The sequence below is a fragment of the Parahoeflea olei genome (genome assembly GCF_001703635.1).
Classification (GTDB): domain Bacteria; phylum Pseudomonadota; class Alphaproteobacteria; order Rhizobiales; family Rhizobiaceae; genus Hoeflea; species Hoeflea olei.
On record NZ_LQZT01000005.1, the window covers coordinates 106,878 to 126,252 of the forward strand.

Annotated in this window: 17 protein-coding genes; 6 read left to right on the top strand and 11 right to left on the bottom strand. The window is 66.7% G+C overall.

What is annotated here, in order from left to right:
* The 4 genes from AWJ14_RS05795 to AWJ14_RS05810 all read right to left on the bottom strand — a co-directional run.
* The coding region (locus tag AWJ14_RS05795) for a PAS domain-containing protein (RefSeq protein WP_171904824.1) at nt 1-631 on the bottom strand (631 nt) is incomplete at its 3' end.
* An 88-nt stretch (nt 632-719) separates the two neighbouring features.
* A complete protein-coding gene (gene ettA, locus AWJ14_RS05800; protein ID WP_066176201.1) occupies nt 720-2,369 on the bottom strand; it encodes an energy-dependent translational throttle protein EttA in 1,650 nt (549 codons plus the stop codon).
* A gap of 88 nt (nt 2,370-2,457) precedes the next feature.
* Nucleotides 2,458-4,152, bottom strand: a complete 1,695-nt coding sequence (locus AWJ14_RS05805) for a pentapeptide repeat-containing protein (RefSeq protein WP_139112543.1) — start codon at nt 4,150-4,152, stop codon at nt 2,458-2,460.
* Nucleotides 4,153-4,272: 120 nt separating this feature from the next.
* Nucleotides 4,273-4,503 (bottom strand): hypothetical protein, encoded by a 231-nt coding sequence (locus tag AWJ14_RS05810; protein ID WP_066176206.1) that lies wholly within the window; start codon nt 4,501-4,503, stop codon nt 4,273-4,275.
* Nucleotides 4,504-4,656: 153 nt separating this feature from the next.
* Here AWJ14_RS05810 and AWJ14_RS05815 point away from each other — a divergent pair, with 153 nt between their 5' ends.
* The 4 genes from AWJ14_RS05815 (at nt 4,657) to AWJ14_RS05830 (ending at nt 9,278) form a co-directional block, all read left to right on the top strand.
* A complete protein-coding gene (locus AWJ14_RS05815) occupies nt 4,657-5,604 on the top strand; it encodes an alpha/beta fold hydrolase (protein WP_066176208.1) in 948 nt (315 codons plus the stop codon).
* 166 nt (nt 5,605-5,770) lie between these two features.
* Nucleotides 5,771-6,955 carry a CaiB/BaiF CoA transferase family protein gene (locus AWJ14_RS05820; RefSeq protein WP_066176211.1) on the top strand — a complete coding sequence of 395 codons (1,185 nt, stop codon included), beginning with the start codon at nt 5,771-5,773 and terminating at the stop codon, nt 6,953-6,955.
* Nucleotides 6,952-7,587: a LysE family translocator gene (locus tag AWJ14_RS05825; protein WP_066176214.1), complete on the top strand. Its 636-nt coding sequence runs from the start codon at nt 6,952-6,954 to the stop codon at nt 7,585-7,587. Before AWJ14_RS05820 ends, AWJ14_RS05825 begins: the two co-directional genes overlap by 4 nt.
* Nucleotides 7,588-7,613: 26 nt before the next feature.
* Nucleotides 7,614-9,278, top strand: a complete 1,665-nt coding sequence (locus AWJ14_RS05830) for a thiamine pyrophosphate-binding protein (RefSeq protein WP_066176216.1) — start codon at nt 7,614-7,616, stop codon at nt 9,276-9,278.
* 19 nt (nt 9,279-9,297) lie between these two features.
* On the opposite strand, the gene AWJ14_RS05835 is transcribed toward AWJ14_RS05830, so the two are convergent.
* The 4 genes from AWJ14_RS05835 to AWJ14_RS23050 all read right to left on the bottom strand — a co-directional run bounded on the left by AWJ14_RS05835 (nt 9,298) and on the right by AWJ14_RS23050 (nt 12,479).
* Entirely contained in the window at nt 9,298-9,993 is a 696-nt protein-coding gene (locus AWJ14_RS05835) for an LssY C-terminal domain-containing protein (protein WP_066176220.1), read from the bottom strand.
* Nucleotides 9,994-10,313: 320 nt separating this feature from the next.
* Complete coding sequence (locus AWJ14_RS05840; RefSeq protein ID WP_083220068.1) at nt 10,314-11,213, bottom strand: hypothetical protein; 900 nt, start codon at nt 11,211-11,213, stop codon at nt 10,314-10,316.
* Between the two features lie 586 nt (nt 11,214-11,799).
* Nucleotides 11,800-12,138 (bottom strand): protein tyrosine phosphatase family protein, encoded by a 339-nt coding sequence (locus AWJ14_RS05845; protein WP_066176309.1) that lies wholly within the window; start codon nt 12,136-12,138, stop codon nt 11,800-11,802.
* Between the two features lie 29 nt (nt 12,139-12,167).
* Entirely contained in the window at nt 12,168-12,479 is a 312-nt protein-coding gene (locus AWJ14_RS23050) for a (2Fe-2S)-binding protein (protein WP_066176223.1), read from the bottom strand.
* A gap of 178 nt (nt 12,480-12,657) precedes the next feature.
* Between AWJ14_RS23050 and AWJ14_RS05855 the strand changes: the two genes are divergently transcribed.
* Nucleotides 12,658-14,340: an ABC transporter permease gene (locus tag AWJ14_RS05855; RefSeq protein WP_083220069.1), complete on the top strand. Its 1,683-nt coding sequence runs from the start codon at nt 12,658-12,660 to the stop codon at nt 14,338-14,340.
* 200 nt (nt 14,341-14,540) lie between these two features.
* Nucleotides 14,541-15,239 (top strand): hypothetical protein, encoded by a 699-nt coding sequence (locus AWJ14_RS05860; protein WP_139112544.1) that lies wholly within the window; start codon nt 14,541-14,543, stop codon nt 15,237-15,239.
* Between the two features lie 177 nt (nt 15,240-15,416).
* Here AWJ14_RS05860 and AWJ14_RS05865 read toward each other — a convergent pair whose 3' ends face one another.
* From AWJ14_RS05865 to AWJ14_RS05875, 3 genes are all read right to left on the bottom strand, one after another.
* Complete coding sequence (locus AWJ14_RS05865; protein WP_066176232.1) at nt 15,417-16,067, bottom strand: pyridoxamine 5'-phosphate oxidase family protein; 651 nt, start codon at nt 16,065-16,067, stop codon at nt 15,417-15,419.
* Between the two features lie 109 nt (nt 16,068-16,176).
* On the bottom strand, nt 16,177-17,916 hold the full coding sequence (locus AWJ14_RS05870; RefSeq protein WP_066176234.1) for an alpha/beta fold hydrolase: 1,740 nt from the start codon (nt 17,914-17,916) through the stop codon (nt 16,177-16,179).
* A 231-nt stretch (nt 17,917-18,147) separates the two neighbouring features.
* A complete protein-coding gene (locus tag AWJ14_RS05875) occupies nt 18,148-19,179 on the bottom strand; it encodes a Fe(3+) ABC transporter substrate-binding protein (RefSeq protein WP_066176236.1) in 1,032 nt (343 codons plus the stop codon).
* Between the last annotated feature and the right edge of the window lie 196 nt (nt 19,180-19,375).

Below are 19,375 nucleotides of genomic sequence, written 5' to 3' on the forward strand. Positions count from 1 at the left end.
TCAGTTGGCGGTCGCCGACCAGGCGCATATAGGCATCGTTGGCGAAGGTGAAGACGTGGTCCGGGCCCGACAGCACCGCGAAGAATCCCGGCGCCAGCTGGAACAGCCGGCGAAACTCGGCGCTCTCGGACATCAGTGCCCGATGCTGCTCCTCGGCCTCGCGGGCGCGCTCCAGCAGTTGCGTCTCGCCCCGCCGGAACGGCAGGCTGGCTGCCTGGCGCAACCGGACGATGTCGGTCACGTCGACGGTGTTCTGCAACACGAATCGCTCGACGCCGTCCCTGTCGGAAATCGCTGTGTGCACCGCCGTCCAGTAGCGCTGCTCCATGCCGCCGCCCATCTCCGGCGGCCGCGGGATGTCATAGGGAATATAGGCAAGCGTATCGGCCTCGCCCGTCTCGAACACACGGTCGAGCGACGCCAGCAGCCGTTTGCCGCTCTCGCCGTCATTGGGAAACAGATCGAACAGGTTGCGGCCGATCAACTCGTCGCGGCCGCGCATCACCGCCGCCTCATAGGCCTTGTTGACAGCCACGTAACAGTGGTTCCGGTCGAGCACCATGTGCGGACTGGGGAGCAGATCGAAAACGTCACCGAAATCGATCGCACCCTTGCGGCCATCATTATTCATCAGCAAGGATGATACCCCCGGACATTGCCTCAGACGCGAAAACGCGCCAGAGGCCAAAAGGTTCCATGTCCGGGGGATATTTTTTGTCTTACCTTTTCAAGGGCTTGTAGGTCACGCGGCGGGGATTGACAGACTCCGGGCCCAACCGGCGGATCTTGTCGGCCTCGTAGTCCTCGAAGTTGCCCTCGAACCATTCCACGTGGCTGTCGCCCTCGAAGGCGAGGATGTGGGTGGCGAGCCGGTCGAGGAACATGCGGTCATGCGAAATCACGACGGCGCAACCGGCGAAGTTTTCGAGTGCTTCCTCGAGCGCGCCCAGCGTCTCGGTGTCGAGGTCGTTGGTCGGTTCGTCGAGCAGCAGCACGTTGCCGCCGGATTTCAGCAGCTTGGCGAGGTGCACGCGGTTGCGCTGGCCGCCCGAGAGCGTGCCCACCTTCTGCTGCTGGTCGCCGCCCTTGAAGTTGAAGGTCGAGCAGTAGGCGCGCGAATTCATCTCGTGCCGGCCGAGCTTGATGATGTCGTTGCCGCCGGAGATTTCTTCCCACACGGTCTTGTTGCCGTCGAGCGAATCCCGGCTCTGGTCGACATAGGCAAGCTGCACGGTCTCACCGATGGTGATCGAGCCCTGGTCCGGCTTTTCCTGGCCGGTGAGCATGCGGAACAGCGTGGTCTTGCCGGCGCCGTTGGGGCCGATCACGCCGACGATGCCGCCGGGCGGCAGCTTGAAGGTGAGGTCGTCGATCAGCAGACGGTCGCCATAGGCCTTGGACAGGCCTTCCGCGTCGATCACCTGGTTGCCGAGCCGCTCGCCGGTCGGGATCACGATCTGTGCCTCGCCGGGACGGCGGTCGTTGGCGGCCTTGACCAGTTCGTCATAGGCGCGGATACGCGCCTTCGACTTGGCCTGGCGCGCCTTCGGCGAGGAGGCGATCCATTCCTGTTCGCGCGAGAGCGCCTTCTGGCGGGCAGCCTCTTCGCGGCCTTCCTGCTTCATGCGCTTGGCCTTGGCTTCCAGATAGGCGGTGTAGTTGCCCTCGTAGGGAATGCCGCGGCCGCGGTCGAGTTCGAGAATCCAGCCCGTCACATTGTCGAGGAAGTAGCGGTCATGGGTGATCATGATCACGGCGCCGGGATATTCCCTCAGGTGCTTTTCGAGCCAGGCGATGCTTTCGGCGTCGAGGTGGTTGGTCGGCTCGTCGAGCAGCAGCAGGTCGGGCTGCCGGAGCAGCAGCGCGCACAGCGCCACGCGGCGCTTCTCGCCGCCCGACAGCGCGTCCACCGAGGCTTCCGGCGGCGGGCAGCGCAGCGCTTCCATCGCCATTTCCACCTGGCTGTCGAGGTCCCACAGGTTCTGCGCGTCGATGATGTCCTGGAGTTTCGCGCCTTCGTCGGCGGTCTCGTCGGAATAGTTCATCATCAGTTCGTTGTAGCGGTCGAGGATCGCCTGTTTTTCGGCCACGCCCTGCTTGACGTTGCCGAGCACGTTGAGCGCCTCGTCGAGCTGCGGCTCCTGCGGCAGGTAGCCGAGCGTCGCGCCCTCGGCCAGCCACGCCTCGCCGGTGAACTCGGTGTCGAGCCCGGCCATCACCCTCAGGACCGTCGACTTGCCGGCGCCGTTGGGGCCGAGAATGCCGATCTTGGCGTCGGGGTAGAACGAGAGATGGATGTTTTCGAGGATCTTCTTGGCGCCATAGGACTTGTTGAGCCCCGCCATGTGATAGATGAACTGCCGTGCCACGATGCGCTCCAGACATGATTTGGATTGTTGCCCGCTGTCTATGCGAAATGGGCGGCAAGGGCAATGATGCGGGCGCCCTGATCCCGGCCTAAGGCTGCGAAACCGGCTCCGCGCGGACGATTCGCCACGCCTGAACGCCGGCATAGGCGGCTTCGGGCACATGGTTGGTCATTTCGATATAGCCCGGATGCCGGGCCACTTCGTCCGCCGGCACCGGCTCGAGCCGCCAGCGCCCGGCCACGAAGCTGCCGGGTTCTGCGACCTGCGCGAGTTTTTCGGCAAAGCCCTGCTCGAACACGATCGCGCCCTCGAGATCGACCGAGAGCAGGCTCGCGCCGTCGAACCGGCTGTCGATGATCATCGCGCCGCGAAAGCTCGCCGCCCCGATCGAGGCACCGGAGAAATCCGCCATCGCCACCACCGCCTCGTCGAACACCGGCGCAATCGCCTCGACGCCCACGAAACGGCTCGCATGGATCACGCTGCCGCGAAAGCTGATCCCGGCCATGCTGGTGGGCAGCACCCCGAAATCGTCCGCGGAGAAGGGCGGCTCCACTTCGCGTGCAGGCAGCGACGAGAAATCCGACTGGCGCACCACCGCATGCTCGATCCGGGCATGGTCGAGCTGGGCCGCGCCGAAGCGGCAGCCTACCATCCGCGTCCAGGAAAAATCCGCGTAGGCCAGCCGGGCATGGCGCATCGACAGCCCGCCAGCGAGTTCGCGGCGGAATTCGGCGAAGGAGAAATCGGCGCCCAACGCGGTCAGCGCCTCGGTGTCGAGGATCGAATTGGCCGTCAGCATAGTCAGAAGGTCGCCGCGCTCGGGGCTCACCGGCCGGTCGACTAGCCGCTCGGCATCAGGCCGCGAGCCACGGCTTTCAAGCACATGGGGATTGGCGAGTGCATCGGGCCGACGCGCGAGCGCGGTGCGGATCAGCCCATCGCTGTCGCGCGGATTGGCGTTTGCCGGGGCGAGATAGCGGTAAGGCCGGGCGACCAGGCTCGCGGCAACGATGCGGCCGCGGGTGGAACTGGTGAGGTTCGACAGCCCGAAAAAATCGATCTTGCCGCCGGCATCGAGGAAGGCCTGGCGCTCTGCTCCGATCAGCGCCCCGATCTCGACCACTTCCGGCCCGATCTGCGCGCTGCGTTCCGCCTCGGCGAGCTGGATCTGGGTGTCGATCAGCGCGTTCTGGAAATCGATGCGCTGGTTCTGCTCCACGAGCAGGCCCGACTGCGCGCGCAACAGCTTGTTCTGCTCGAACAACAGCGCCGAGCCCGCCAGCGCCGCCATCGCGGCGATCAGCCCGGTGATCGAGGCCACCAGCCAGCGGCGCGTGGTCACCCAGGCGTAGCGCGCCAGCACGATCTCGGCGAAATCGCGCGCGGCAGCGGTCGCCTCCTCCACCCTCTGGCCGGCGGCGTGGCGGGCAACATCGGCGAGCGGCCCGGCGAAACGGGTCACCTCGATCTCGGTGCGCTTGAACACCCAGCGCCACAGCGGCTGGCGAAACACGAAGACCAGCGACAGCACGACGGTGACGAACAGGAAGGCACCGAGCACGATGCCGAGCACCACCGAGCCGTGATCGGTCAGGAAACCGGGCATGAAGATCGCCGCCGGGATGCCGCAGGCAAGCCCGATCACGAACACCAGCAACGCCGATGCGCCGGCAAAGCCGCCATCGCGCGCAGGCTTCACGGTCACCGCGGCGCGACCGGTCTCGTCATCGCCCAGCGCGGCGTCGAGATCGCCCGCGTCCATCCGATCGTCATTGCTCACCTGGCCCGTCCCCCTGGTCAGGCGCGGATCCAAGATCCCCGCGACTTGCGGAAGATGAGCCAAAGCACGGCAAAAGGAAAGACGTGCCGGAACGGTCGCTCCCGGCCGGGCATTTGGGCGTCAGGCGGAGAAGCCGACGCGCACGCCCTTCTGGCGGAAATAGGCCTGCATCATCTTGCGCCCCTGGCGGTTCGACTGCGCGAGCCGCGCCGGATCGAACACCGCCTCCTTCACCCCCTCACGGGCCATGGCGGCCTTGAGCCGGGCGATGTGGAGGTCGATTTCCTCGTTGTCGTTGTTGATCGAGGCATAGATGTTGTCGATGGCTTGGGTCAGGGTCAGGTCGCTCACGCTTCGCACTCCATGGCTTGTTGCCCCTCACCTAGCGATTTTTGCCGCAAGGGCAAGCCGCCCGGCCCGCCAGCCCGGAGCATGCGCCCGGCTTTTTGCCCGCACCGCCACGCACCCCCTTGATTTTACGGCCGTCGCCATGGCCAATGGGGCATGAGCGATTTCACCCCTTTTTCCGTAGACAGCCCCACCGGCGCCACGCTGGCGGTCCGCCACATGCCGGCCCAGGGCGGGACGCGCGGCGTTGTCCAGATCAACCATGGCCTGGCCGAACACGCCGCGCGCTATGAGGAATTCGCCGGGTTCCTGGCCGGGCGCGGCTATCACACCTATGCCCACGACCACCGCGGCCACGGCGAAACGCGCGCCCCAGACGCCATCCCCGGCGCTTTTGCCGACCGGGACGGCGCCGAAAAGGTGATCGCCGATGTCGCGGCGATGCATGCGCTGATCGCAGAGGAGCATCGCGGATTGCCCGTCGTCACCTTCGGCCATTCGATGGGCGGCCTGATCGCGCTCAATTTCGCTCAAGCCCATCCCGATGCCAGCGCCGCGCTCGCCGTGTGGAACTCGAACTTCAATGCCGGGGCCGCCGGCCGCGCCGGCCAGGCGATTCTGGCGATCGAGGCCTTTTTCAAGGGCTCCGACACGCCGAGCGCGGTGCTGCCGCGGCTCACCTTCCGGGCCTGGGCCGCGGCCATGCCCGACCGCCGCACCGGCTTCGACTGGCTCAGCCGCGACGAGGCGGTGGTCGACCTGTATATCGAGGATCCGCTGTGCGGCTGGGATGCGACGGTCAGCATGTGGCAGGACATCTTCGCGCTGATCTATGCGGGCGGCATGCCCGAAAACCTCGCGAAGGTCCCGCATGACCTGCCGGTGCATCTGTTGGGCGGCGCCCGCGACCCAGCCACCGACGGCGGCAAGGCGGTGGAGTGGCTGGCGGAACGGCTGCGCGAGCAGGGCCACCCCGACGTCACCCTGCAGATCCTGCCCGACACCCGCCACGAGACCCTGAACGAAATCAACCGCGACCAGTCGATGGAAGACTTTGCCGGCTGGCTCGATGAAGTGCTGACCAGGCCCCCTGCCTTCCCCTGAGCCGGACCTCCCGGCCGCCTGCGACAGCGCGCCCGACGTGACAGCCCGCGCCCGGGTCTGATATCTCCATTGCCAACCGGAACCCCGTTCATGACCGCTTATCCTGTCTTGCCTCTTCCGCACCCGGTGACCGTTCCCGCGCAACGGATCGAGGGAGCTTGCGGCGATGTCTGAGGCACCGCTCAAGGGGGTTCGCGTCATCGAGCTCGCCCGCATTCTCGCCGGTCCCTGGGCCGGCCAGCTGCTCGCCGATCTCGGCGCCGACGTGATCAAGATCGAGCATCCCGAAGGCGGCGACGACACCCGCCGCTGGGGGCCCCCCTTCGTCACCGGCGCGGACGGCGAAAACCTCTCGGCCGCCTATTACCATGCCGCCAACCGCGGCAAGCGCTCGATCACGCTCGACATCGCGAGCCCCGAAGGGGCGGAAACCGCGCGCGAGCTGATTTCCACCGCCGACGTGGTGATCGAGAACTTCAAGGTCGGGGGCTTGCGGAAATACGGCCTCGACTACGAAAGCCTGAAGGAGGCCAACCCGCGGCTCGTCTATTGCTCGATCACCGGCTTCGGCCAGACCGGGCCTTACGCGCCGCGCGCGGGCTACGACTTCATCATCCAGGCCATGGCCGGCATGATGTCGATCACCGGCGAGGCCGGACGCGAGCCGCAAAAGGCGGGCGTTGCCATTTCCGATATCTTCACCGGACTTTATTCGGTGATCGCCATCCAGGCAGCCCTGCGCCACGCCGAGAAGACAGGCCAGGGCCAGATGATCGACATGGCGCTGTTCGACACGCAAGCCGGCGTGCTCGGCAACCAGAATCTCAATTACCTCGTCTCGGGCGTGGCGCCCGTGCAGATGGGCAATGCCCACATGAACATCGCGCCCTACGAGGTGTTTCCGGTCTCGGACGGCCATGTGATCATCGCGGTCGGCAATGACGGCCAGTTCCAGCGCTTCTGCAAGCTGCTCGGCGCAGACGCCATGGCCGCCGATCCGGAGTTCCAGACCAATCCTTCCCGTGTCGCCAACCGCGAGCGGCTGCGCGCGGAGATCATCACCGCCATGGCGAGCTGGACCAAGGCCGGCATCCTCGCCGCCTGCGAGGCCAATGCGGTGCCCGCCGGGCCGATCAACACGATTGCCGAAATGTTCGCCGATCCGCAGATTAAAGCGCGTGGCATGCGCATGGACCTTGCGGATGCGGCCGGAACCGCGATCCCCTCGGTGCGCGCGCCGATCCTGCTGCCCGCCTCGCCGCTCGACTACGACCGGCCGAGCCCGCGGCTCGGCGAACACACCGAGGACGTGCTCGCAGAGCTCAAGGCCATGAAGGACGGCAAGTCATGACATTCTGGACCGTTGCAGCAGTCGCCGCGGTGGCGTTCATCAGTGCGGTCACGCCCGGCCCGACCGTTCTTCTCGCCCTCGCAAACGGCAGCCGCACCGGGTTTCGCCGTTCGGTTTGGGGCATGCTCGGCGCGGTGATGTCGGATCTGGTTCTCATCGGCACCGTCGCCATCGGGCTGGGCGCCCTGCTCGCCGCGTCAGAATTCTGGTTCAGCGTGCTCAAATGGGTCGGCGTCGCCTATCTTGCCTATCTGGGCGTGCAGATGCTCCGCTCGAAAGGCAATGCGAACCTGTCCGGACCGAAAGCCGCAGCGGCGCCTGACAGCACCGCTCAGGCCCTGTTCCTGAAGAGCTTTCTCGTGGCGGTGACGAACCCCAAGGGATATATCTTCTTTTCCGCCTTCCTGCCCCAGTTCATCACCGTTGCCGACCCGCAATTGCCGCAATACGCGATCCTTGCGGTCGCGATCGCAGCAGTCGATTTCCTCGCCATGGCAGTCTATGCCGGGCTCGGCATGCAGGCGATGAAACTGCTGACGCGGAAAGGCCTTGCCCGGCTTGACCATTTCTGCGGCGGGGTGATGCTGTTGCTGGCAGGCACCCTGGCCATGTACCGCAAGAGCGCGACCTGAGACACGAAAGACACGAGGAAAATTCCATGAGAACCGGTGGCCAACTGATTGTCGACACGCTCAAGGCCAATGGCGTCGAGCAACTGTTCTGCGTGCCGGGCGAGAGCTATCTCGCCGTGCTCGACGCGCTGGTCGATTCCGACGTCAATGTCACCGTCTGCCGCCAGGAAGGCGGGGCGGCGATGATGGCGGATGCCTGGGGCCGGCTCACAGGCAAGCCCGGCATCTGCTTCGTCACCCGCGGTCCCGGCGCCACCAACGCCACCGCCGGCCTGCACGTCGCCCGCCAGGATTCGATCCCGATGATCCTGTTCATCGGCCAGGTGCAGCGCGACGCGCGCGAGCGCGAAGCCTTCCAGGAGGTGGAGTACCGCCGCGCCTTCACCGAATTCGCCAAATGGGTGGGCGAGATCGACGATCCGGCGCGCATTCCCGAATTCGTCAACCGCGCCTTCTCGGTGGCGATGTCAGGCCGTCCCGGCCCGGTGGTGCTAGCCCTGCCCGAGGATGTGCTGCGCGCCGAAGTGGCCACGCCACCCGCCCGCATCGCGCCCAACCCCGTGCCCGCCAACCATCCCGGCGCGGGCGAGATGAAGGACCTGGCGCAGCGGATTTCCCACGCCAGACGCCCGATCATGATCCTCGGCGGCACCCGCTGGACCGAGGATGCCGTGCGCGAGGTCGAGCGCTTCGCCGAACGTGCGCAGATCCCGGTCGGCTGCTCGTTCCGCCGGCAGATGCTGTTCGACCATCTTCACCCCTGCTATGCCGGCGATGTCGGCATCGGCATCAACCCGGCACTCGCCGAAGAGATCCGGAAATCCGATCTGGTGATGCTGGTGGGCGGCCGGTTCTCGGAAATGCCGTCGTCGGGCTACACGCTGCTCGACGTGCCGTTCCCCGCCCAGCCGCTGGTGCATGTGCATGCGGATGCGGGAGAACTCGGCCGGGTCTACCGCCCCGATCTCGCGATCAACGCCGATGCCGTCTCCTTCGCCCGCGCGCTGTCGGGCCTCGACATCGATCCGATGCCGGAGCGGGCCGCCCATGTGGCCGCGCTGCACGCAAGCTATCTCGACTGGTCCACGCCCCCCGAAACCGGTCCGGGCGACCTGCATATGGGCCCGATTATCACGTGGCTGCGCGAAAACCTGCCCGAGGACACGATCCTGAGCAACGGCGCCGGCAACTACGCGACCTGGGTGCACCGCTATTACCGCTTCCGCCGCTATGCCACCCAGGCGGCCCCCTGCTCCGGCTCGATGGGCTACGGCGTGCCGGCGGCGGTGGCCGCCAAGCAGGCCTTCCCGGAGCGAACCGTGGTGGCCTTCGCCGGCGACGGCTGCTTCATGATGCATGGCCAGGAATTCGCGACCGCCGTGCAGCACCGGCTGCCGATCATCGTCATCGTCGTCAACAATTCCATGTACGGCACCATCCGCATGCACCAGGAACGCGATTACCCGGGCCGCGTCAGCGCAACGCAACTGACAAATCCCGATTTCGCGGCCCTTGCCCGCGCCTATGGCGGCCATGGCGAAACGGTGGAGAAGACCGCCGATTTCGCCGCCGCCTTCGAGCGTGCCCGCGACAGCGGCATGCCGGCGATCCTCGAACTCAAGCTCGACCCGCAGGCGATCACGCCCACCCGCACGCTCGACCAGATCTCCGGCACGGGCGTCAAACGCTAGGCCCGTGCGCCCCGGCGCCTCAGGGTGTGGCGGCGAGTGTGCCGATCCACAATGCGCCGTCGGTGACCCAGCTGTCGCCGCCGCCGTTGCGGCCGGACAGCACCGGGTGGAAGCCGGGCTCGAGGACGCTTCGGGTGACGAGCCCGGTGCGTTCGAGGTCGTTGCGCAGCCCGTCGCGTTCGCGATCGACCTCGGCGGAGATATGGTGGGTCAGTTGCCCGGTCTCGCGGCTGAAGCCGATCCCCTTGTCGAACGAGACCGCGCCGATGAAACGCGGGGCGCCTTCGCCCGCCGTCTCGGCAAGGCGCCACAGCCGGACATGATGCCGGGTCTTCGGGTCGGGGCCTGCGGGCTTCTCGAAGGCCAGATCCTCCGCGCGGCCGAACAGATAGAGCCGGCTCACCGGCGCGGCCGCATAGGGCCGGTCGAGCATGATGTCGGCGGCAATATCGAGCGCGCTGCGCACTCCGAGCGGATCGGCAGCCGTCCAGCCCGCCGCCAGCATCGCCGCCGTCAGCCGCGCCTCGTCGGCGATCAGCATCACATTGAGCGGATCGCCGGGCCGATGGTCGGCGGTCTCGGTCAGACGCGGGCTGGTGTCCGGCACGGGGGAGCTGCGATCGATGAAATCCCAGGCAAGCGGGGCAAGCACATAGGCCGCCGCCGCATAGAGCACCGGCAGGACGATCAGGGCCACCGCCATCCGGCGGCGCATGCCGGCTCGTTTCCTGCTGCCTTGCACCAAACGGCGTCCCTCACGCGTCAAACCGGGGCCGCCCGCCCGGCGTTGCCCCCGCGCGGAACATGCGGCAGGGCGCGGGCATTGTCCACAGCCTCGCCGCCTGAGCCACGCCAAGCCCAACCGGTCCGGCCCTGGCCCACCCGCCCGCTCCCTCCTGTGCAGGCAGACGGCAAAAAGGAGGCGCGGGACCGAAATCCCGCGCCTTTCTGTTTCAACAGCGATGGCAAGCCGTTCGCGTCTTGTTGCAGAGCACCGTGCCTCTCCCGGGCGGTTCCGCCTGGGAAGGGCATGGGTTAGCCAATGCGGCGGAACAACGGGTCGAATTCCACGCGCTCGTCGCGATGCCGTCCTCCGGCCGTGGCGGCCCAATAGGCTCCCGCGGCGCTGACCAGCAGGGAGGCCGCGATCAGGAAGGCCGAGATGATACCCACGCGGTGCGCGGTCTCCGCCGCCTCCGCGGCTTCGGTCCGGGCCTGGTCGTAGCTCTCGAGCACCGTGTCGACACGAGCGGTGGCTTGCGCCTCGTCAAGCCCCGTGCGGGCCGCCACCAGCGAGCCGAGATAGGCCCGGTCATCGGCCGAGACGTCGCCCGATCCCGCATTGGCGAGGATGCGCAGGACTTCGCCGGTGACGGGCGCCCTGTCCTCGGAGGTCGCAGGGGTACCCGGCGCAGGCCGCAGCAGCGTATCGACGAAATAGCTGTCGCCATCTGCGCTCATGCCGGCAGACGCCGCCTGGCCCACGGCCGTCGCCGCCGCACCGGCCGTGGTGCCGACGGCGGTGGTCACGGCTCCCAGGCCGCTCGAGGCAATCAGCGCGCCGACGATGATGGCGCCGCCCCAGACGAGAAGCCCGTGGGCGCCGTCGCGCACTTCGACCTCATGGGCCGTGCTGTCGTAAAAGCGCCGCCGCAGCCGTCCGGTGAGATAGGCGCCGGCCATGAAGCTCGACACCTGAACCCAGATGAACCAGAGGCCGACGCCGATGCCCATGCCGACCATGTGGGCGGAGGGGCGGTCGGCGGCCGCCGTGAAGGTGAGGCCGAGCGCCGCACCGAAACTCAACAGCACAACCGAGACGCCGGAAGCAAGCACGATGCCCCCGATGATGGCCGGCCAGTCGACATAGGAGGAATGGTCTTCGTGATCCGTGGGGGCCGCGGTCACGATCGCGACGTCATCGAGCTGTGCCATGGGGGTGCTCCTAGCCGAGACCGAGGAAGGACAGGATGGCCATCACGACCACCACGAGTCCGACGAGATAGATGATACCGTTCATTGGTTTGTTCCCTGTGTTGGAGTGACGGGACGCAAGGATCGCGCGCGCCATCAGACCCAGTTGGTGAAGATGGCAAGCAGGATGACGATCCACAGAGGAACACCGAGCAGCCAAAGTCCGATCGCACGCATGGACAAGTCCTTTCGTCAGTTGATTGGCCGGGCTCTCCCGGCAGGCGAGGGCTAAACGCCGCTTCGATCGGAAAGGTTCCCGAAGGCCGCCACGCAATCGACCGCACGGCCAAGGAGGTCGGGGGAAAACACCGGCAAACTGGGCTTGGCCACGGTCCGGCCGAGGCGCGCGACATGCGCCAACGCACCCGCGGCAGCACTGGCGCGGGCGTCACGATAAAGCAGATGGAACTGGAGCGGCAGCGTCGGCCGCAGGCCTTGCGCGGCGGCGGGAGGCACCCGCCTCGCCGCGTGGTTTGTCAGCGGCCGGATCGGGCGGCGTGCAAGCGGCCCGGACGGCGGGTCCGGGGCCGGTTTGAGCGGAAAAAGCTCAGCCGCGCATATGCGCGGTGTGCTGGTAGATCGCGGTCGAGCGCGCGCCCGAACGGCAATAGCCGAGCATCGGCGTCGGCATTTCCTCGATCGCGTCCACCATGTGGCGCACGGCTTCGGCAGTCACGCCCATCGGCCCCACCGGGATGTGCCGGGTTTCGAGGCCGAGCGCGGCCGCGGCCTTGCTGATGCTCGCGAAGCTCGGCTGGTCGGCGGCCTCGTCATCCGGGCGATGGCACACGATCGACCGGAACCCGGCGGCCTTGATCGCAGCCAGATCGTCGAGCGAAATCTGTCCCGTTACGGAGTAGGTCGGCGTGATCGGGCGAAGGTCCATGGTGTCGTCTGCCTTGAATGAAGCGGCGCTCAAACCTGCCGGGCGCGCCGTGACCGGGTATCCACACCTGATTTAGGCAATGGCCGCGGCGCCGTCAATCCGGCCCGGTCCGCCGCCGGGGCCCTGCCGCCCGCTGCTGCGCGCGACGGCTGCATCCGCGCCGTGACCTCGGCGATGAGCGCCACCACGTCGGGAAAACAGCCGCAGCAGCGCCCGCGCCGCCCCATGGCATGATAGACCGTCGACGGCACGATCAGGCGCCAGGGATCCTCGGCAAGCAGGCGCTCCACCGCCGCCTCGATCTCGGCTGTCGACAGGAGGTTGCACTGGCAGACGATCATGCTTCCTTCCTCGGACGCGCGAGCCGGTTGACGCTAAAACCTGTATGAATTACTCCACAATCATTGACCCAGGCGGGCGCGCTGTCAAACCCCGAAAACCGGATCCGGATATCGGGGACCACGCGCAGGCCGGACGCATGCGGACGCCCCTCTCCGGGAAGGGCGCCAGAGCCAAGGAATGAGACGGACAGTGGGCGAACGCGCACTCAAGATTGCCGCCTGGATCGTGTCGCTTCTGTGCCTGGCGCCAATCGTGGCCGTGGGGTTTGCGGCGGCATCAGGCACGTTCGACACCTGGAATTCGCTGATGGCCACGGTGCTGCCGCGCTACGCCTGGACCACGGTGGAACTGGTGGTGCTGGTGGGCATCGGCACCGGCGTGGTCGGCACCGGAACCGCCTGGCTGGTGACCACCTGTGCCTTCCCGTTCCGGCGCACCTTCGAGATCGTCCTGGCGCTGCCGCTCGCCTTCCCCGCCTATGTGCTGGCCTATGCCTATACCGACCTGCTCGACCATCCCGGTGCGGTGCAGACCTGGCTGCGCGGCATCACCGGCTGGGGCCCGAAGGACTACTGGTTCCCGGAAATCCGTTCGCTCGGCGGCGCGGCGGCGATGCTCATCTTCGTGCTCTACCCTTATGTCTACCTGCTCGCCCGCGCGGCCTTTCTCAAGCAGTCGCCGACGGCCTATTTCGCCGCGCGCACGCTCGGGCACACGCCATGGTCGGCCTTCTGGCGGGTGAGCCTGCCGATGGCGCGCCCGGCAATCGCCGGCGGCGTGCTGCTGGCACTGATGGAAACCATCGCCGATTTCGGAACGGTCGCGCATTTCGGCGTGCAGACATTCGCAACCGGTATCTATTCGGCGTGGTTTTCCATGGGCGACCGCATGGCGGCCTCGCAACTCGCGCTCTGCCTGCTGGTCGTGGCGCTCAGTTTCGCGCTGCTCGAACGCGCCCAGCGCGGTGCCGCCAAGCGCTTTCCCGCGGGCTCGCGGCTCGAAACCATGCCGCGCCACCAGTTGCGGGGCGTAAGCGCCATCCTGGCCTTTGCCGCCTGCGCGCTGCCGGTGGCGGTGGGTTTTGCCATTCCGCTCGCGGTGCTGTCGCGCATGGCGATCGGCGTCGGCGCCTCGCCGTTTTCGCCGCGCTATCTCGGCTATGTCCAGAATTCACTGACGCTCGCCGCGATCACGGCGCTCGTCACCGTCGCCTGCGCCATCGTCATCGGCTTTTGCGCCCGCATCGCCCCAAGCCTGGCCGCGCGCTTTTCCGCAGCCGCAGCCGGCATCGGTTATGCGGTGCCCGGCGGGGTGATCGCGGTCGGCCTGCTGGTGCCCTTCGCCGCGCTCGACAATGCGGTCGACGCCTGGGCGCGCACCCATCTCGGCTTTGCGACCGGCCTGTTCTTCACCGGTTCGATCGGGCTTCTGGTGGTGGCCTACATGGTGCGTTTCATCGCCGCCGCGCTCGGCGCCTTCGACACCGGCATTTCCGGCATCAAGCCCAATATCGACGCCGCCGCCCGCACGCTCGGCCGCACCTCGGGCCGCATGCTGATCGAGGTGCATCTGCCCTTGCTCAGGACCAGCCTGCTGACCGCGCTGCTGATCGTCTTCGTCGACGTGATGAAGGAGCTGCCGGCGACGCTGATCATGCGCCCCTTCAACTACGACACGCTCGCCGTCCAGGCTTATCGGCTCGCCTCCGACGAGCGCCTGCAGCAGGCGGCCCTGCCCTCGCTGATGATCGTCGGCTTCGGGCTCCTGCCGGTGGTCCTGCTCTGCCACACCATCGGCAAGTCCGGCCGCCCGCACAAGGTGGTCAAGCCCAAGGTCGATGCGCTGGTGCCGGCGGCCTGAGACCAGCCTCTCCTTCAGATTTCTCGCCTCTATCCCCCGGTCAGGTGATTGCACGGCCACGGCCCGGACGGCTTACTGCTGCCCGGATCACAAACGCGCGTGATCGTTGAAGGCTCGGGACAGGCGCATGTCTTGCCTCCACACGGCGGCAGGGGACATTCCGCGCGACACGGCAGGGCACGGACCACAGGGGGATGCGGATGAAACTGAAGACAACGGGCCTGATCGGCCTCCTCACGGTGCTGTCGGCCTGCCAGACGCCGAACCCGGCAGCAATATCCGCCGCGCCCCCTGCCCCGTCCGCAGCCGCCGCGGCGGCCGCGCCGGCCTCTGCCGTCACTGCCTTCGCCGCGACGCCCGCGAACCCGGCGATGTGCGCCATCGCCCTGGCCAGCGGACCGCCGCCGAAGCCGGCCAAGGGGGCGGACTTCGCCAAGAATGCGGTCGGCAAGAACCTGGTCCGCAATGTCGGGCGCAACGTGCTCGGCAACATGATCGGCGGTGGCATGCTGGGCGCGACCGTGGCAAGCCAGGTGGTTCGCACCGAGCAGGATCTGGCCGGCAAATGGATGGTGACCGACGGATCCTCGAACTGCGGTTGCGAGATCCAGATCCGCACCGGCGCCGGTGTCATCGCCCAGGGTTTCGGCCGGACCAGCGGCTACCGGCTCAAGGATGCCAAAGGCGGAAACATCAACAACATGTCCTGCTCCAATCCGCATCTTGCGAACGCGGCGCGGTTCGCGCTGGGATACAGTTTCACGGGCTATGACGCGACGCTGGCGATCGAAGCCGGCGATGGCCGGCCGGTCGCCGAAATGAAGCGTGACGGCATCAATTATTTCTCGGGAACACTGGCGGACGGAACCCCGGTCACCATGTGGCGCCGCGCCGGCTGAGCGCCGGCAGCGGCCACCACCGCTTTCGTGCTCCGTTGCCAGGAGACACGACCGGCGTGCCGCGTCCGATCGGGTCCCTGGATGCGGCACGCCTTCTCTCGGGCGCAGGCCTGATCCCGTTTTTCAGGTGCAGGACTGGGGGCGTTTCTGGGGGCGCTTCTGGGGGCGCGACCGTCTCTAGTAAAGCGTCCGCCTGTAGTCCTCTTCCAGGTTCGCGTCGAGCTTGCGCATTTCCTCGGCATCGTCGGGGGCGCCGGTGGTCTGGTCGAGCACGATGTTGATCAGCGAAGGCATCTCCGAGCGGTCCTGAAGATGGGCCGGGTCCCACAGATGCGACCGGCGGAAGGCCTTGGCGCAGTGCATGAACACTTCCGTGACCGTGACCACGATCGCGATCCTCGGCGCGCGCCCGCCGACACTCATGCTCTCGAGCAACTGCGGATCGGTGACGAGCGTCGCCCGGCCGTTGATCCGCAGCGTGTCGTCATAGCCCGGCACGATGAACAACAGGCCGACGGCGGGATTGGCGATGATGTTGCTCAGGCTGTCGAGCCGGTTGTTGCCGGGCCGGTCGGGGATCGCCAAGGTGCGGTCGTCGAGGATCTGCACGAAACCCTTCTGGTCGCCGCGCGGGCTGACATCGGCGCGGCCGTTCATGTCCTGCGTGCCAAGGCACAGGAACGGCGCGCGGGAGATGAAATCCCGGGCATGGCGGTCGAGCGAGCGGATCACCTTCTGGGAGGCCAGGTCATGCGTCGGGCCGAACAACTCCCGGAGTGCGACCTCATCGCTGATCGTGAAAGCCGGATCGAATTTCGTGTCGGACATGTCCTCTCCCTCGGATTGCCGGGATCTTCCCGTCGCGCCGCTCCAGACCGGCGCATTTCGATCCCGGAGTGGTAGCGCGTCGCCGCCTGCGGGTAAATGCCGGCGGGCGTCAAGAGGAGGCCGCCTCGGCGATCACGCGGTGAAAAATCTCGCTGTGCGACAGATGCATGGTGTTGCCGCCGTCTTCGACGATCTCCACCGGGGCACCGCCATGGGCGGCGGCAAATTCTTCGACGAAATCCGGCCGGATGATCGGATCGCAACCGCCATGCAGCCACCGTACCGGACAGCGAAGCCCGGCATAATCCGCCTCCCAGTCGGCCATCGCTGCCTTGCCGTCATGGATCAGCGCCTTCGCCCCCTGCTCGATCATGTGCAGGATCCCCGCCTCGCAGATCGGATAGATGCGCGGGTCCTCGAGATGGGCGAGATCGGTCGGCGAATTGGAGAACAGGTTCTGGGCATAGGGCTTGAGGCCCTTGCGCAGCCAGGTAACGATGCCGATATGGATCATGGTTTCGAGGATGCGCGGCGTGTATTTCACGCCCAGCGCCGCAATCCGCGTCTGCATGCCCATATGGGCGATGTGCTTTTCCTCGTCGATCGGCACCCCGGCGCTGACCATCACCATGTTCTTGGCCTGGCTGCCAAGGGCTGCGGCAATCCGGCAGGCATGGCTGACGCCACCCTGGTGGGCCACCACCGTCACCGGCTCGCCGGTCAGTTCGGCCACCAGCAGCCGCGCATCCTCGACGACGGTGCGGTCGAAGTCCTTCCAGTCGCGCGGCGGGTCGGTCCGCCCGAAGCTCGGCCGAGACGGCGCGATCACGCGGATGCCGTCCTTGCGGAACCGCTCGATCATGTCGGCGGGGAAGAACGGCCCCTGCACCAGCCCGTGCACGAACAGCACAGGCTTGCCTGCCGGATCGCCAAACAGGCCATAGCTCACCTTGCGCCCGTCGGCCCGGGTGAAAATGCGGTCCGGCCGCGCGATCGCCGGGCCGGTTGCGGCACGCCCCTGCGGGAGGCTGCTTCCGTCATCGGCGATCAGGCCATAGGTGGTGGCGAGCACCAGCAGATCCGTGATCCTGCGGCAACCCGATTTGCGCAGGATCGCCTTCGACTGGCTCTTGATGGTCTCGACGCTGCGGCAGCGGTCCTCGGCGATCTCGGTCTGGGACTTGCCGTTGAGCAGGGCCGCAAGCACATCCGTCTCCGACGCCGACAGGTCGAACATAGAGCGGCAGAAGGCCAGCGCCTGCGCGCTCCACTGGAAATGCACGATCGAGACCGCGAGCCCGCGGGTCTCGCCGCCGGTGGAATACTGCGCACTCACCCACCGGCCGCATTTCGCCAGATGCGCCGCGTCATCCTGGCGCCGCTTGACCAGGCGGATGTCGGTGGTGAAGCCCTCCTGCCCCACCGCCTGCCTGGCCATCTGCATCAGGTCCGTGCGCGAGGCCGGATCGAGATTGAGCTTGCGGATATGGACCGGGAAGTCGTGGCCGAAGAACTCCCGCGCATTGGGATTGCCCTCGACCTCGCCCGTCGCCGGATCGATGAGCAGCGTGCTCAGCGCCGGGCTGGCGATGTTGCCCGGATGCGCCCGGTTTTCGAGTTCGCGCTCGTTGAGCAGCCGCTCGATCCGGTCGAGGTGGCTGGTGATCATCCGGTTGTTGTCGTAGTCCCCGGCTTCAAGCGCATGCGGCGCCGCCGCGTCGGCCCGCGTGAAATAGAATTCATGCGCAGCGCGCATCAGATCGTCGAAGCTGTCGGGCCTGAAAGGGGCGTCATAGGCCTTGTCGAGCAGGTTCAACAACCGGTCCGAATGCGAAAGCATGTCCTGCATGATGAAGGAAGATCCCCGCCCTTCCGGTTCCCCGAAACAGTCTCCCCACCTTTCTGGCCCGATGCGGGGCGGTTTGGCAACGGCGATTTTCGGGTTCGGGCGAAGTCGGGCCTTCGCGGCGCGGTGAGCGGGACCCAAAACGCGAAAAGGCCCGGACGCCAAATGTCCGGACCTTTCCGTGCGCCGGGGAAGCGGTCCTTTCCCCGGAGCGTGAAGCACAAGCGATCAGGCTTACTTGTAGCCGACCTCGTTGTAGATCTCCTGGGCACGCGCCTGGTTCTTGCCGAGTTCGTTCAGGTTGAGCGTATCGGCGGTGAAGCTGCCGAGCCCTTCCACGACCGAGGAGGCGGCGACGTTCTCGACCACCGGATACTCGTTGTTGCCGTTGGCGAAGTAAGACTGCGCGGACTCCGAGGTGAAGTATTCGAGCAGCTTGATGGCGTTGTCGCGGTTCGGGGAGTGGGCCGTCACGCCCGCGCCGGAAATGTTGACATGGGTGCCGTTGCCGCCCTGGTCGGGGAAGACGATGCCGATCTTGTCGACGCCTTCGGTCAGGCCGTCGACCTGGCCGGCGACGCCGCGCGCGAAGTAGTAGGTGTTGGCGACGGCAATGCCGCACTCACCCGAAACCAGGCCCTTGAGCTGGTCGGTATCCCCGCCCTGCGGGTCGCGCGCCAGGTTGTCCTTGAGGCCCTGCGCCCAGGTCTTGGCCGCCTCGTCGCCATTGTGGGCGATATAGGCGCCGAGCAGCGAGAGCATGTAGATATTGGTGCCGGACCGGGTGCAGATCAGGCCCTTGTATTTCGGGTCCGCCAGCGCGGCATAGGTCTGCGGCGGCTCGCTCACTTTGTCCTTGTTGTAGAAGATCACGCGGGCGCGCTTGGAAATGCCGAACCAGTGGCCTTCGGGATGACGCAAGCTTTCGGGAACGCGGCTGTTGATGACCTCGGACTCGACCGCGGACAGGAGGCCCGCCTGGTCGGCGCGCCACAAACGCCCGGCATCCGCCGTGATGAACACGTCAGCCGGGCTGTTGGCGCCCTCGGCCTTCATGCGTTCGATGAGTTCGTCTTCCTTGCCTTCGATCAGGTTGATCTTGATGCCGGTGGCATCGGTGAAGTCGCTGTAAAGCCGCTCGTCGGTGTCGTAGTGCCGCGACGAATAGATGTTGACCTCGCCATCCGCATGGGCAGGTGCGGCAAGAGCGGCAAACGCGGTCACCGAAGCGAGAAGCGCGAGAAGGCGCGAGGGTTGAAACGACATGGAGCACTCCGTTGGGGCTGCTGGATTAAATATGACTAACGCGGTCATGTTTATTTCCGCTCCCGGCGGATGTCAACCGGCCCGGATCCGCTTGCTGACGTCGTCGCCGGAGCCGGAATGCCGATTGCTTTCACGTCGGTTTCCGACGGCGACGAGAGCCAGGCCCTGCCCCTTCTTTCGCGGCAAATGCGGCTTT

Bases quoted from the DNA above. Each gene is read 5' to 3' on its own strand.
- AWJ14_RS05840 (WP_083220068.1), bottom strand. From the start codon at position 11,213: ATGGCACAGCTCGATGACGTCGCGATCGTGACCGCGGCCCCCACGGAT.
- AWJ14_RS05830 (WP_066176216.1), top strand. From the start codon at position 7,614: ATGAGAACCGGTGGCCAACTGATTGTCGACACGCTCAAGGCCAATGGC.
- AWJ14_RS05825 (WP_066176214.1), top strand. From the start codon at position 6,952: ATGACATTCTGGACCGTTGCAGCAGTCGCCGCGGTGGCGTTCATCAGT.
- AWJ14_RS05815 (WP_066176208.1), top strand. From the start codon at position 4,657: ATGAGCGATTTCACCCCTTTTTCCGTAGACAGCCCCACCGGCGCCACG.
- AWJ14_RS05860 (WP_139112544.1), top strand. From the start codon at position 14,541: ATGAAACTGAAGACAACGGGCCTGATCGGCCTCCTCACGGTGCTGTCG.
- AWJ14_RS05835 (WP_066176220.1), bottom strand. From the start codon at position 9,993: ATGCGCCGCCGGATGGCGGTGGCCCTGATCGTCCTGCCGGTGCTCTAT.
- AWJ14_RS05820 (WP_066176211.1), top strand. From the start codon at position 5,771: ATGTCTGAGGCACCGCTCAAGGGGGTTCGCGTCATCGAGCTCGCCCGC.
- AWJ14_RS23050 (WP_066176223.1), bottom strand. From the start codon at position 12,479: ATGATCGTCTGCCAGTGCAACCTCCTGTCGACAGCCGAGATCGAGGCG.
- AWJ14_RS05865 (WP_066176232.1), bottom strand. From the start codon at position 16,067: ATGTCCGACACGAAATTCGATCCGGCTTTCACGATCAGCGATGAGGTC.
- AWJ14_RS05855 (WP_083220069.1), top strand. From the start codon at position 12,658: ATGAGACGGACAGTGGGCGAACGCGCACTCAAGATTGCCGCCTGGATC.
- AWJ14_RS05870 (WP_066176234.1), bottom strand. From the start codon at position 17,916: ATGCAGGACATGCTTTCGCATTCGGACCGGTTGTTGAACCTGCTCGAC.
- AWJ14_RS05875 (WP_066176236.1), bottom strand. From the start codon at position 19,179: ATGTCGTTTCAACCCTCGCGCCTTCTCGCGCTTCTCGCTTCGGTGACC.
- AWJ14_RS05845 (WP_066176309.1), bottom strand. From the start codon at position 12,138: ATGGACCTTCGCCCGATCACGCCGACCTACTCCGTAACGGGACAGATT.